General features: G+C 72.1%; 12 protein-coding genes. 9 read left to right on the forward strand and 3 right to left on the reverse strand.

Going from position 1 to position 12,657, the window contains the following annotated elements; genetic code table 11:
- Positions 1-55: 55 nt before the first annotated feature.
- From STRCI_RS12175 to STRCI_RS12190, 4 genes are all read left to right on the forward strand, one after another.
- Positions 56-1,090, forward strand: a complete 1,035-nt coding sequence (locus tag STRCI_RS12175) for an SDR family oxidoreductase (protein ID WP_269658921.1) — start codon at positions 56-58, stop codon at positions 1,088-1,090.
- A gap of 53 nt (positions 1,091-1,143) precedes the next feature.
- Positions 1,144-2,415, forward strand: coding sequence for a sensor histidine kinase (locus tag STRCI_RS12180; protein WP_269658922.1), 1,272 nt, complete (start codon positions 1,144-1,146; stop codon positions 2,413-2,415).
- Complete coding sequence (locus tag STRCI_RS12185) at positions 2,400-3,056, forward strand: LuxR C-terminal-related transcriptional regulator (protein WP_269658923.1); 657 nt, start codon at positions 2,400-2,402, stop codon at positions 3,054-3,056. Before STRCI_RS12180 ends, STRCI_RS12185 begins: the two co-directional genes overlap by 16 nt.
- A 137-nt stretch (positions 3,057-3,193) precedes the next feature.
- On the forward strand, positions 3,194-4,768 hold the full coding sequence (locus tag STRCI_RS12190; RefSeq protein WP_269658924.1) for a DUF1996 domain-containing protein: 1,575 nt from the start codon (positions 3,194-3,196) through the stop codon (positions 4,766-4,768).
- A 59-nt stretch (positions 4,769-4,827) separates the two neighbouring features.
- On the opposite strand, the gene STRCI_RS12195 is transcribed toward STRCI_RS12190, so the two are convergent.
- Positions 4,828-5,250, reverse strand: coding sequence for a hypothetical protein (locus STRCI_RS12195; RefSeq protein WP_269658925.1), 423 nt, complete (start codon positions 5,248-5,250; stop codon positions 4,828-4,830).
- A 100-nt stretch (positions 5,251-5,350) separates the two neighbouring features.
- Between STRCI_RS12195 and STRCI_RS12200 the strand changes: the two genes are divergently transcribed.
- From STRCI_RS12200 to STRCI_RS12220, 5 genes are all read left to right on the forward strand, one after another.
- On the forward strand, positions 5,351-5,851 hold the full coding sequence (locus tag STRCI_RS12200) for a tetratricopeptide repeat protein (RefSeq protein ID WP_269658926.1): 501 nt from the start codon (positions 5,351-5,353) through the stop codon (positions 5,849-5,851).
- Between the two features lie 49 nt (positions 5,852-5,900).
- Positions 5,901-7,823: a hypothetical protein gene (locus STRCI_RS12205; protein ID WP_269658927.1), complete on the forward strand. Its 1,923-nt coding sequence runs from the start codon at positions 5,901-5,903 to the stop codon at positions 7,821-7,823.
- Between the two features lie 73 nt (positions 7,824-7,896).
- A complete protein-coding gene (locus STRCI_RS12210) occupies positions 7,897-8,811 on the forward strand; it encodes a metal-dependent hydrolase (RefSeq protein WP_269658928.1) in 915 nt (304 codons plus the stop codon).
- The gene (locus STRCI_RS12215) at positions 8,811-9,857 is read left to right on the forward strand and encodes a PDR/VanB family oxidoreductase (RefSeq protein ID WP_269658929.1); all 1,047 of its coding nucleotides are present in this window, start codon (positions 8,811-8,813) and stop codon (positions 9,855-9,857) included. Before STRCI_RS12210 ends, STRCI_RS12215 begins: the two co-directional genes overlap by 1 nt.
- A 57-nt stretch (positions 9,858-9,914) precedes the next feature.
- Complete coding sequence (locus STRCI_RS12220; protein WP_269658930.1) at positions 9,915-10,613, forward strand: TetR/AcrR family transcriptional regulator; 699 nt, start codon at positions 9,915-9,917, stop codon at positions 10,611-10,613.
- 4 nt (positions 10,614-10,617) lie between these two features.
- Here STRCI_RS12220 and STRCI_RS12225 read toward each other — a convergent pair whose 3' ends face one another.
- Together STRCI_RS12225 and STRCI_RS12230 are read right to left on the reverse strand one after the other, a co-directional pair.
- Positions 10,618-10,968, reverse strand: coding sequence for a 5-carboxymethyl-2-hydroxymuconate Delta-isomerase (locus tag STRCI_RS12225; protein WP_269658931.1), 351 nt, complete (start codon positions 10,966-10,968; stop codon positions 10,618-10,620).
- 28 nt (positions 10,969-10,996) lie between these two features.
- Complete coding sequence (locus STRCI_RS12230; RefSeq protein ID WP_269658932.1) at positions 10,997-12,613, reverse strand: fused response regulator/phosphatase; 1,617 nt, start codon at positions 12,611-12,613, stop codon at positions 10,997-10,999.
- Between the last annotated feature and the right edge of the window lie 44 nt (positions 12,614-12,657).

The raw sequence follows: 12,657 nt of genomic DNA on the forward strand, positions 1-12,657 counted from the left end.
TGCTGACGGCAGAGCCCTGTTCCCTCCCGAGCCCCGGGCGGGCAGAGTCACCGGCATGAGACTTCTGATGCTGGGCGGTACGGAATTCGTCGGGCGGCCCGTGGTCGAGGCCGCGCTCGAACGGGGCTGGGACGTGACCGTCTTCCACCGGGGGCGGCACCCGGCCCCGGACGGAGCGCGGTCGCTGCACGGCGACCGCACCGCCCCGGACGGGCTCGCCGCCCTGGCCGGGGACGAGGAGTGGGACGTCGTCATCGACACCTGGTCCGCGGCGCCCAGCGCGGTCCGGGACACGGCACGGCTGCTGCGCGACCGCGTCGGCCGGTACGTGTACGTGTCAAGCCGCTCGGTGTACGCGTGGGCCCCGCCCGCCGGGTCCACCGAGGACGCGCCGGTGGTGGCGGACGCCTCCGCCGACGCCGGGCAGACCGAGTACGCCCAGGACAAGCGGGGCGGCGAACTGGCCGTCCTGGACGCCTTCGGGCCCGACCGCTCGGTGCTGGCGCGGGCGGGGCTGATCATCGGCCCGTACGAGAACGTCGGACGGCTCCCCTGGTGGCTGAACCGGATGGCGCGCGGCGGCCCGGTGCTGGCCCCCGGCCCGCGCGAACTGCCCCTCCAGTACGTCGATGTCCGGGACCTCGCCGACTGGCTCCTCGGGGCCGCGGAACAGGGGCTCAGCGGGCCGTACAACCTCACCTCGGCCTCGGGACACGCCACCATGGGCACGCTGCTCGACGCCTGTGTCGCGGTCACCGGCGGTGCGGCCGAACTGCGCTGGACCGAGCCCGAGGTGATCCTGAAGGCCGGGATCGAGCCCTGGACCGAGCTGCCGGTGTGGCTGCCGCCGGGCACCGATCTGCACGACGCGCTGCACCGCGGCGACGTCTCCCGGGCCATGGCGGCGGGACTGCGCTGCCGTCCGGTCGAGGAGACCGTCGCCGACACCTGGAAGTGGCTGAGGAGTCTCGACGGCTCGGCGCCGCAGCGCCCGGACCGGCCGTTGAAGGGCGTGGATCCGGAGGTGGAGGCACGGGTGCTGGCGGCGGCCGGGGTCGAGGGCGGAGGTGTACCTGGCACCACCTCCTGAGCGGGGGCCTCGGCCCCGTGACCCGCTCCCCCCGGCTCGGCGAGACTTACCGCATGACGACCACAGAGACGAAGAGCAGGGCACACGGCATGGTGCGCGCGGCACTGCGCGGACTGGGACTGTCGCTGGTGCTGCTGCCGGGGGCGGTGCTCTGTTACACGCTCGCGCTGGTGTCCATCTCGCTGATCCCGATCGGCATCGGGCTCATCACAACGCCCTGGATACTCGAGCGGGTCCGGATGTTCGCCGACTGGCGGCGGGTGCTGGCCGCGCAGTGGGGCGGGGTGAAGATCCCGTCGGCGTACCGGCCGATACCCAAGGACGCCAACCCCTGGGCGCGCACCTTCGGGATGCTGAGCGATCCGGCCACCTGGCGGGATCTGCGGTGGCTGCTGGTGGACATGACGGCCGGATACCTCACCGCTCTGCTGCCCGCGGTCCTGGTGCTGTACCCGCTGGAGGGGTTCGCGCTGGCGGCGGGGCTGTGGCGGGTCATGAGCGACGAGTACGGGCCGTACTGGTACGGCTTCGTGCCGGTCAGCGACCAGTCGTCCGCGTTCGGCGCCGCCGCCCTGGGCGCCGTCATCCTCCTCCTCGCCCACCGGTACGCCGTGGACTCCCTCCAGCTCCACTTCCGGCTCACCCGGGCGCTGCTCACCCCCAGCCAGGCCGAACTCGCCGAGCGGGTACGGGTGTTGACCGAGACCCGGCGGGACGCGGTGGACACCTCCGCGGCCGAGCTGCGGCGCATCGAGCGGGATCTGCACGACGGGGCGCAGGCCCGGCTGGTCGCGATGGGCATGGACCTCAACACCATCGAGATGCTGATCGAGAAGGACCCCGAGCAGGCGAAGCAGCTGATCGCGCAGGCCCGCAAGTCCTCTGTCGACGCCCTCGCCGAACTGCGTGACCTGGTGCGCGGGATCCATCCGCCGGTGCTCGCCGAGCGGGGACTGGGCGACGCCGTAAGGGCGCTGGCGCTGCGGCTGCCGCTCGCCTCCGAGGTGACGGTCGAGCTGCCGGGGCGGGCGGACGCGCCGGTGGAGGCCGCCGCGTACTTCGCCGTCAGCGAGGTCCTCACCAACGCGGTGAAGCACTCGGGCGCCGACCGGATCTGGATCGACCTGCATCACGTCGACGAGGGGGCGGGGATGCTGCGGGTCTCCGTCACCGACAACGGCAGGGGCGGCGCGGTGATCGGCGCCGGGTCCGGGCTGGCCGGGGTGGAACGCCGACTGGGTACATTCGACGGCGTCCTGGCCGTCAGCAGTCCCGCGGGCGGTCCCACCATGGTCACCATGGAGATCCCTTGCGCGTTGTCCTAGCCGAAGACCTCTTCCTGCTGCGCGACGGACTCGTCCGGCTCCTTCAGGCCTACGACTTCGAGATCGCCGCGGCCGTCGAGAGCGGCCCGGAGCTCGATGCCGCGCTGGCCGACCTGGCGCCGGACGTCGCCGTGGTGGACGTACGGCTGCCGCCGACGCACACCGACGAGGGCCTCCAGTGCGCCCTGCGGGCCCGCCGCGCCAGGCCCGGCCTGCCGGTGCTGGTGCTCTCCCAGCACGTGGAGCAGCTGTACGCGCGGGAGCTGCTCGCCGACGGCACCGGCGCGGTGGGGTATCTGCTGAAGGACCGGGTGTTCGACGCGGAGCAGTTCGTGGACGCGGTCCGGCGGGTGGCGGCCGGCGGCACCGCGATGGACCCGCAGGTGATCCAGCAGCTGCTGTCCCGGAAGGCCGCCGACGACCGGCGGCCGCTGGACCGGCTGACCCCGCGGGAGCTGGAGGTGCTGGAGCTGATGGCGCAGGGGCGGTCGAACGCGGCCATCGCCGGGCAGCTCGTGGTCACAGAACGGGCCATCGCCAAACACACCTCCAACATCTTTGCCAAACTGGACCTGGAGGTCTCGGACGACGACAATCGCCGCGTCCTGGCGGTTCTCGCCTATCTGGACCAAGACCGCTGAAATGACAAGTGCGGTACGGCAGTTGCCGTGAAATTTCTGAGACTGCTGAACACCTGTGGGACTCCGTCCGTATGGAACGGAGCCGCTTCACTCCTGTCGGGCGCCTCGCTGCCCCGCAAGGAAGTCAGAGGAGTTCCATGGGACGCAACAATCGAAAACGCCGTACGCCGCTGGCCACCAAGGCCATAGCCGCATCGGCGGCCCTAGCGCTCGGTGGGGGCGGGCTGATCTGGGCGAACTTCTACGCATCCGCGCACGAGTCGGGCTCTCAGCAGAATCAGACGAGGTCGGCCGGGGCGCAGATCGCCACGATCGACTGCCCGGACGTCGGCCAGCAGCTCACCGAGGTGCCGGACCAGGCGCGGGGCGAGGTCGACGGCGAGTTGGCCACTCTGGACCAGCAGATCACCGAGTCCTACCAGCGGCTCGCGACCACGCGGGACGCTCAGGCGGGTGACGCCAGCTACGTCCAGAACGCCATTCTCCAGCCGCTCAAGGACCGGCGGAAGGCGATCATCGACCGCATTCAGCTGGAGATCAACCGGGTCGGTGGCAACGCCTCGGAGGACCTGGACAACCTGTCCGGCTGCACCGGCACGCCCGCCCAGACGACCGACGGCGAAGCCGACGGTCAGAACCCGGGCGACGGCCAGGACACCGGCGACGGCGGTCAGGACGCGGGCGACGGCCAGAACGCCGGTGACGGCGGGGCGGACGCCGGCGACGGCGGTCAGGACGCGGGTGACGGCGGCCAGGCTCCGGGCAACGGCCAGGGTGGCAACGGACCGTCCGCGGACGACTTCGTCGACATCACCCAGGTCCAGGCGAACGCCCAGCTCGGTGTCGGCGCCAACGGTCTCCCGGCGAACGGCCGGTCGGGCTCGCGGGGCACCTTCACCACGAAGTGCGGCACCAACGGCAACGACAACCACAACACCGACAACGTGATCGTGGCCCCGGGTGTCAGCAACGGCGCCCACCACCTGCACGACTACGTCGGCAACCAGAACAACGACGCCTTCGCGAGCGACCAGGACCTGGCGAACGCCGACACCAGCTGCCAGAACCAGAACGACCGGTCGTCGTACTTCTGGCCGGTGCTGCGTCTGCAGGACGGGACGCAGGACTTCGACCAGAACAACGCCGGTGGCGGTACCGAGGGCAACGTCGGCAAGATCCTCGAACCCGCGCAGGCGCAGCTGAAGTTCGTCGGCAACAAGCGGAGCAAGGTCACCGCGATGCCGCAGGCCCTGCGCATCATCACCGGTGACGCCAAGGCCTTCGTCAACGGCAACGGCAACGCGAACGTCAACTGGAGCTGCACCGGCTTCGAGAACAAGGTCCAGCTCAAGGACAAGTACCCGATCTGCCCCGAGGGCAGTGACGTGGTCCGCACGACCAACTTCCAGAGCTGCTGGGACGGCCAGAACATCGACAGCGCCAACCACCGTACCCACGTGGCGTTCGTCCAGGCCGACGGCACCTGCGCCAACGGCTTCAAGGCGATCCCCCAGCTCCAGGTCCGTCTGGTCTACGACGTTCCCGCGCCGACCGTCGAGAACGGTCAAGTGGTGAACCCGTACGCGGTGGACACCTTCCCGGAGCAGCTGCACAAGCCGATCACCGACCACAACGACTTCATCAACTTCTTCTCCGCGAACTTGATGAACAAGATGGTCAACTGCATCAACAACGGCCAGCGCTGCCAGTGACCCACTGAGAAGGCCGGCGGTGAGATTCCCTCACCGCCGGCCTTCGCGTGTACCCGGGCTCAGTGACCCTTGTCGTGCCCGCCCTCGTGCACGGTGTGGTCGGTGCCCTCTTCGAGGTCCCCGCCGAGCGTCTTGCGCAGCACGGTCAGGGTGCTGGTCTCGTCCCCGACGGCCACCCACTTCCGCCCGACGAGATAGTGCCCGCCGTAGTCCTTCGCCCCGTTGATCCACTCCCGCTGCCCGCGGTCGGTGGCGAAGGTGGCGAGGATGAACTTGCCGTCGTCGTCCTTGCAGATGGCCTGCCGGATGTCGTCGGCGTCGATCTGGATGTCCGGCGCGCACTTCACCTCGGCGGCGAGCTGCTCCAGACTCCCGGACGCGGTCTCCGGCACGGCGGCCTGATCATCACCGGCGCCACCGGAGCCACACCCCGCGAGCACCAACGCGGCCACGGCCACGAGCATCGGTCGGGTCACCTTCATCTGTTCCTCCATACAGGGGCCTCCCGGTGGATACGGCTCCCGTGCGCGGAGCGCTCAAAATACCTCTGCGGGGCGCACGCGCGCATGCGAGAGTGACGTGGTGAACAGCGACTGGGAAGACCGCGTGACCGCTGCCTGGGCGACCTTCGACGACTACCCCGAGGAGCGGGCCGCCGACTTCAGGACGGTGATCGACACCCTGGTCGCCGAGCTCCCCGACGACAGCCCGCTGGGCCCCTTCGAGCGGGCCTGCGCCTGGGACTCCACGGGCCACTCGGACCAGGCGGTCCCGCTGTACCGGGAGGCTCTCGCGCTCGGTCTCAGCGGCTACAAGGGCCGCCGGGCGAAGATCCAGCTGTCCAGCTCGCTGCGGAACGTCGGACAGGCCGAGGAGGGCGTCAAGCTGCTGACGCCGGAACTGGACGCGCCCTCGGACGAGTTGGACGACGCGGTACGGGCCACGCTCGCCCTCTGCCTGTCCAGCCTCGGCCGGGACCGTGAGGGGCTCTCCCTCGTGCTCGGTGCGCTGGCGCCTCATCTGCCGCGCTATCAGCGGTCGATGGCCAACTATGCGCGGGCGCTCGTGGAGCCCGAGGGCTGAGTCACCCGGGTGGCGGTGACCAACCAACGGTTCGCTCGTTTGGCTGGGCGTGCAGTCACAGGATGTCGCCCCGCGCGCCGCAGTCGCTTCCGCCACCGATCCCGTCGTCGACGTCGAGCAGGCCGAGGCGGCGCTGGTCGAGCACTATCCCCGGCTGGTCCGGATCGCGTATCTGGTGCTGCCGCCTGGGCTCGGGCGCAATCGGCGGGTCCTGACCGCGCATGCGCTGACCCAGCGCGCGCTGCCCCGGGGGCGGAAGCCCACGCCGGTGATTCCGGCTCAGGCCACGGGGCGCGAGGGGGATCCGGGGTATGCCTTCGTGCGGCTGCGCGTGGTGCGCGCGGCGCTGGAGGCGGGGCTGCCGCTGAGCCTGCGGGCCCGCCCCAAGCGGGCCCAACTGCCGCCGCTGTTGCCCCAGGTGTGGGGGCTCAGGCTCTTCCCCCGCTCGGGCGGCGCCGACGAACTCGCCCTCGACCAGCGGCTGTCGGCGCTCGACGGACCGGCCCGCGCGGCGTACGTCCTGCGCGGCCTGGAGAAGCTGCCCGACGGCGACGTACGCAAGGTGCTGGCCGCGGCCGGGGTCGCCGACCCACAGGCGGCGCTCCAGGAGGCCGACTCGGTGGCCGAGCAGTACGGCCTGCTCGACTCCCCCGAGTTCGACCCCTGCTCGCTCCAGGCCCGGCCCACCGATCTGATGCGGCGCCGCCAGCACCTGAAGGCGGCGCTGGTCGCGGGGGCCGCGCTGGTGGTGTGCGGGGCGCTGCTGGGGCTGCCCGGGGAGGGCTGGGCCCCGGACGGCGCGGCGGCGCCCCCGTACGCGCAGAACCCGGCCGCCCAGGCCGCCCTCGACCCCAGCAGGCTGGTCAAGGTCGCCCCGGCCGCCTGGCAGTCCGCCTCGCGCACCGACTTCTCCGTCTGGCCCGCGCGCGGCGAACTCACCGGCGACCGAGCCCTGTTGCGCCGCGCCCTCGCCGTCTGGGCCCGCCCCGGCGAGCAGGTCCGTGTCTCGGTCACCCCCGGCACCCCCTCCGGCGGCCCCGCCGGCCCGCCCCAGCTCCTGTACGCGGGCACCGTCGACAACGCCCGCGTGGTGATCCTCTACGACGGACTGCGCATCGCCCGCTACGCCGAGCCCAAGGACGGCACGGCCGGTGCCGCCATGGACTTCGCGCGGGTCGACGGCGCGACCGGCGCCGAGGCGAGCGCCGTGGTGCTGGGGCGGGCCGACGGCAACGTCCGCTATCTGATGGCGCCGTGGGTGAAGAAGACGGCCGAGCGGGATCTGCTGAAGCCGGGTTCCGGGGCGATGGCGCTCACCCTGACCGACGGCACCACCTCGCCGCTCGCCAGCCCGGCCGCGCAGCAGTCCAGCTGCACCTCGTGGAACGTCCTCCAGGTCACCGACGGCTCGGGGACGCAGTTGCTGTCCGACCTCGGCGAGCTGGTCCCGGCGCGGCTGACCGCCGGCCGCCCCGGAAAGGCAGAGGGCGCCTCCGGCGCTGCGGAACTGCGCACCTGGGCGCCGTACGCCTGCTCGCTGTCGGCCGTGCGGGCGCAGGGGGTGCGGACGGTGAACGCCTGGGAGTTCGCGCGGCAGCCGCTGCCGGACGCGAGTGGCTCGGCGGAGTGGGTGTGCACCCGCGCGGAGACCTGGCGCGGGGGCGGCACCCGAGTGCTGGCCCAGTTCCGGACGCCGGGCAGCCCGTACGGGGCGGTGGCGGCGAAGGCCGAGAACGTCCCGGCGTGCGGTCCGCGTGATCCGCAGGTGCTGGCCGGGGTGCTGTGGAAGGCGAAGGGCGGGGACTGGTACCTGCTGGCGGCGGGTGGTCCGGACACGGCGTCGATCGGGACGACGGGCGGGGTGAGCGCCTCGGCGGAGACCAACCTGCTGACCGCGCGGACCGAGCAGGGCGCGCAGGCGGAGCTGAAGGGCACCCTCAAGGACGGGCGGGGCGTCAGCGGGCTCCAGTAGGCGGTGGCCGGGCCGGAAAAGTACGTGGCACACAGGGGTTCTGCTCGGACTTACTCCTCAGTACATTGACATCATGTCTAACAAGCAGGTCCGGGTGCCCCGGCCCGTCGAGGAAGAGCGGATCGCGCTCAAGGCGCGCAAGGTGTCCTTCTCGTGGGAGGACACGCCGTTGCACTGGGTGCCGGGGGATCCCTTCGCCACGCACACCATGAATGTGCTGCATCTGCTGCTGCCGGCCGGCGAGCGCTGGTTCGTGCATGTGTACAAGCAGGTCCTGCCGTACATCCGGGACGAGCGGCTGCGCGAGGACGTCATCGGGTTCATCGGCCAGGAGGCGATGCACTCCCAGGCCCATGACGAGGTGCTGCCCCACCTGAAGGAGCTGGGGCTCGACCCGACCCCGTACACCGCGCAGGTGGACTGGTTCTTCGAGAAGATGCTCGGCGACCGGACCCTGCCGCCGGGCCGGGCCCGGCGCTGGTGGCTGATGGAGCGGGTCGCGCTGATCGCGGCCATCGAGCACTACACCGCCTTCCTCGGCGACTGGGTGCTCAACGCCGAGGAGCTGGACCGCCGGGGCGCCGATCCCACCATGCTGGACCTGCTGCGCTGGCACGGCGCCGAGGAGGTCGAGCACCGGTCCGTGGCCTTCGAGCTGTTCATGCATGTCGACGGGTCCTATCGGCGGCGCGCCCGCACCTGGGCGCTGGCGTTCACGGCGCTGGTGTTCCTGTGGCAGCGCGGGATCCGCTTCTTCATGGAGAACGACCCGACCCTGCTGGACGGCAAGGCGAGCTTCCGTGCCTTCTACGTCCGGGGCCGGCGCGGGGTGCTGCCCTCGACGGGGGACATGCTCCGCTCGATACCCCGCTATCTGAGCCGGGAGTACCACCCCTCCCAGGAGGGCTCCACCGAGCAGGCGGTCGCCTATCTGGCCTCCTCCCCCGCCGCCGTCGCCGCCCTCGCGGCGGAGAAGGGGGCCAAGTGATGGCCGGGCTGCGGACCTTGGTGGTCGTCGCGGGCGCCGCGCTGGTCGTCCGGCGCGCGATGCGCCGCCGGATCCAGGACTCGCCGCTGTGGCCGATGCCCGCCCTGGACGAGCCGATCTCCGGCCGGCCCCGGTCACGGGCGCTGCGGCTGCTGGTGACCGCGCACGAGACGGTCGCCGACGGGGTCGTACGGCTGCGGCTCGAAGGGCACGATCTGCCGCGCTGGGAGCCCGGCGCCCATCTGGACCTGGTGCTGCCGTCCGGTCTGGTCCGGCAGTACTCGCTGTGCGGGGACCCCGAGGACACCTCCTCGTACACCGTCGCCACCCGGCTGGTGGAGGACGGGCGGGGCGGTTCGCGCGAGGTGCACGAGCAGCTGCGGGAGGGGCTCGAACTGGAGGTGCGCGGGCCGCGCAACCGCTTCCCGCTCGTCGCGGCGCCCGCCTATGTCTTCGTCGCCGGGGGCATCGGGATCACGCCGGTCCTGCCGATGCTGCGGTCCCTGCCCGAGGGCACCGACTGGCGACTGCTGTACGGCGGGCGGACGCGGGCCTCGATGCCGTTCCTGGAGGAGGTCGAGAAGCTGGACGCCGGGCGGGGCCGGGTCCGGATCGTCGCCGCCGACGAAGACGGGCTGCCCGATCTGGACGCGCTGTTCGCGGCGGCCCCGGAGGGCGCGGCCGTCTACTGCTGCGGTCCCGAAGGGCTCATGGCGGCGGTGGAGGAGCGGGCCCCTCGGGTGCATCTGGAGCGGTTCACGCCCAGCGCCTCGACCGCCGGGAACGAGGCCTTCGAGGTGGAACTGCGGCGCAGCGGGCGGGTACTGACGGTCCCGGCGGACTCCACTGTGCTGGCGGCCGTACGCAAGGAGCTGCCGGACACGCTGTACTCCTGCGAGCAGGGGTTCTGCGGGACCTGCCAACAGCGGGTGCTGGCGGGAGAGGTGGAGCACCGGGACGAGCTGCTCACGGACGCGGAGCGTGACGGCTCGATGCTCATCTGTGTGTCCCGGGCACGGGGTGAGCGGCTGGTGCTGGACATGTGAACGCCGTTGGCCGGTGCGGCCCGTTCAGGGGCCGAATCCGATCGGTAAGGTGTTCGTATGACTACCGGGGTACGCCGCAGAATGGGTGTCGAGGAGCGACGACAGCAGTTGATCGGCGTCGCCCTCGAACTCTTCAGCCGCCGCTCGCCGGACGAGGTCTCCATCGACGAGATAGCGTCCGCCGCGGGCATCTCGCGTCCGCTGGTGTACCACTACTTCCCCGGCAAACTCAGCCTGTACGAGGCCGCGTTGAAGCGGGCCTCGGACGATCTGGCGTCCCGGTTCGTGGAGCCGCACGACGGTCCGCTGGGGGCGCGGCTGCTGCGGGTGATGCGCCGCTACTTCGACTTCGTCGACGAGCACGGGCCCGGTTTCTCGGCGCTGATGCGCGGCGGCCCGGCGGTCGGCTCCTCGACCACGAACGCGCTCATCGACTCCGTACGGCAGGCGGCGTACGACCAGATCCTGTCGCATCTGCGGGTCGAGGAGCCGCCCGCGCGGCTGGAACTGGTCGTCCGCTCCTGGATCTCGCTCGCCGAGTCGACGGCGCTGATCTGGCTGGACGGCCGGCGCATCCCGCGGGCCGAGCTGGAGGTCCAGCTGGTGCAGGACTTCGCCGCGCTGGCCGCCGTCAGCGCCGCCCATGACGAGGAGCTGACGGCGCTGCTGCGCCGCCTGCTCAAGAACGAGCCGGCCGACGGCCCGTTCACCGACCTGGCGGCGCGGCTGATCACGCTGGCGTCCGAGGACGGGTGACCGCCTAGAACTCGGCCTTGCTGTACGACGGATCGAGGTCGCGGACCTCGGCGGAGACATGCGTCCGGTAGCCGTCCTGCGGCTCGACGAACTTGCGCAGCAGGTCCACCACCGCCTCGGTGAGCGCCGCCTTGGTCTCGTCGCTGCGTCCGGCGAGCAGGCCGATCGTGACGTGCACGATGCCGTGGTCGTCGACGTCCGTACCGACCGCCACGTCCTCGCCGCGCACGACCTGCGTCTTGCACGCCTCGATCCGCGCGGCCGCCTTCTCGACGACCAGCTGGTTCAGCGCGCTCGCGAAGCCTTCCCAGTCGACGTCGTCGCGCCCGGTCCGGTTGACGAGAATCTGTGGCATGGGCACTCCTGTTCTAGGGCAACTCCGCTCACCCTAACCGCAGCGCCAGCATGGCGATGTCGTCCTCACGGTCATGGCCGAAGCAGCGCAGGAGGGTGTCGCAGAGGGGGGCGAGGCCCGGTGGCGCCTCGGTGGCGGCCGTGCGGAGCTGGTCCAGGGATACGGCGAGATCGACGCCGCGGGTCTCGATGAGACCGTCCGTGACCATGAGGAGGCGGTCGCTGGGGGCCAGGCTCAGCTCGGTGGGCTGGGGGCGGTCCAGGCCGAGGCCGAGGAGCGGGCCGCACACCTTCACGTACTCCGCCCGCCCCTCCGCGCGCACGATCAGCGGCGGGATGTGACCGGCGTTGGCGATCCGGGCCCGCCCGGTGGCGGGATCCGCGAGCACCAGGCAGACGGTGGCCGTGACCTCGGGGTGGTAGTGCTGGAGCATCCGGTCCAGACGCTCGGCGAGCGCCCTGGGGTCGCCGTCGGCCACGCCGTAGGCGCGCAGCGCGTGCCGGAGCTCGACCATCACGGTGGCCGCCTCCAGCGAGTGCCCGGCGACGTCCCCGACCGCGGTGAGGATGCCGCTCGGGGTGCGCACGGCGGCGTAGAAGTCGCCGCCGATCTCGGTGTCCCGGGACGCGGGCACGTACCGCACGACCAGATCGACGCCGGGCAGTTCGGGCAGGCGCCGCGGCTCGGGCAGGAAGCTGCGCTGGAGGGTGAGCGCGATATGCCGTTCCGCCTGGTACATCAGCAGGGTTCCGGCGGCGAAGGCGGTGGCCTGGGCGAGCCGCAGGAGGGAGACGTCGTCCACGGGCCCGAGCGGCGGAGTGCGGCGCGCGGGCGTGGCGATGCACACCGGTGTCCGCCGCTCCTGGGTGAACGCCAGCACCAGCCGGGCGTCGTCCTGGCGGCCGGCCCGGAAGAACCCGGCGGGCCACAGCGGGGCGGGCACCACGGTGCTGTGCACTCCGGTACGGCCCTCGGCGATCCGGCCGATCAGCCGGGCCACCTCCTCATGGGCGCTGAGGTCGGGCAGCGCGAGGCGGCTCCGGGAGGTGCCCGTGTCCAGCGTGCCGTCGGGGCCGAGCACGAAGACGACGGCGTCGGTCCCGGTGAGCCGGGCCGCGCCCATGGCGGCGGAGTCGGCCAGCTCGCGCGGGCAGCGGGCCGCCTGCACGGTGACGATCGTCTCGGACAGCAGCGTCAGCCGGTGCGCGAGCAGTTCGAAGTCACCGCGCCGACGCGCCCCGCGCACCGCCGCCCGGACCACGGCCTGGATCTCCAGCGGCTCGGCCGGCACGGTCAGATAGGCGTCGCCGCCCGCGTCCAGGCCCCGGCACCGGTCGTGCGGGCCGAGGGCGGCGGCGGAGAAGTGGACGACGGGCAGCGTCGCGATGGAGGGCCGGGCCCGCACCCGGCGGCACAGTTCGAAGCCGCTCATGTCCGGCAGCCCGACGTCCACCAGCGCCACATCGGGCAGCGCGCCGTCGTGCAGCCGCGCGTCGAGTTCCACGAGCGCCTCGCCGCCGCTGGCGACGGGCACCACCTGGTGTCCCGCGCGCCGCAGCACGGCGCCCATGGCGTACCGGTTGGCCGCCACGTCGTCCACGACCAGCACGGTGGTCGCGCCCGGCCGCTTGTCGTATCCGTCCATCTCCGACAGCCCTCGGGGCGGGGGAAAAGGGAAAGGGTGGAGCG

This window comes from Streptomyces cinnabarinus (genome assembly GCF_027270315.1).
Taxonomy (GTDB): Bacteria; Actinomycetota; Actinomycetes; order Streptomycetales; family Streptomycetaceae; genus Streptomyces; species Streptomyces cinnabarinus.

What these genes read in the sequence shown, in the direction of transcription:
- STRCI_RS12220 (WP_269658930.1), top strand. Translation starts at nt 9,915, where the DNA reads ATGACTACCGGGGTACGCCGCAGAATGGGTGTCGAGGAGCGACGACAG.
- STRCI_RS12230 (WP_269658932.1), bottom strand. Translation starts at nt 12,613, where the DNA reads ATGGACGGATACGACAAGCGGCCGGGCGCGACCACCGTGCTGGTCGTG.
- STRCI_RS12180 (WP_269658922.1), top strand. Translation starts at nt 1,144, where the DNA reads ATGACGACCACAGAGACGAAGAGCAGGGCACACGGCATGGTGCGCGCG.
- STRCI_RS12215 (WP_269658929.1), top strand. Translation starts at nt 8,811, where the DNA reads ATGGCCGGGCTGCGGACCTTGGTGGTCGTCGCGGGCGCCGCGCTGGTC.
- STRCI_RS12190 (WP_269658924.1), top strand. Translation starts at nt 3,194, where the DNA reads ATGGGACGCAACAATCGAAAACGCCGTACGCCGCTGGCCACCAAGGCC.
- STRCI_RS12210 (WP_269658928.1), top strand. Translation starts at nt 7,897, where the DNA reads ATGTCTAACAAGCAGGTCCGGGTGCCCCGGCCCGTCGAGGAAGAGCGG.
- STRCI_RS12195 (WP_269658925.1), bottom strand. Translation starts at nt 5,250, where the DNA reads ATGAAGGTGACCCGACCGATGCTCGTGGCCGTGGCCGCGTTGGTGCTC.
- STRCI_RS12175 (WP_269658921.1), top strand. Translation starts at nt 56, where the DNA reads ATGAGACTTCTGATGCTGGGCGGTACGGAATTCGTCGGGCGGCCCGTG.
- STRCI_RS12225 (WP_269658931.1), bottom strand. Translation starts at nt 10,968, where the DNA reads ATGCCACAGATTCTCGTCAACCGGACCGGGCGCGACGACGTCGACTGG.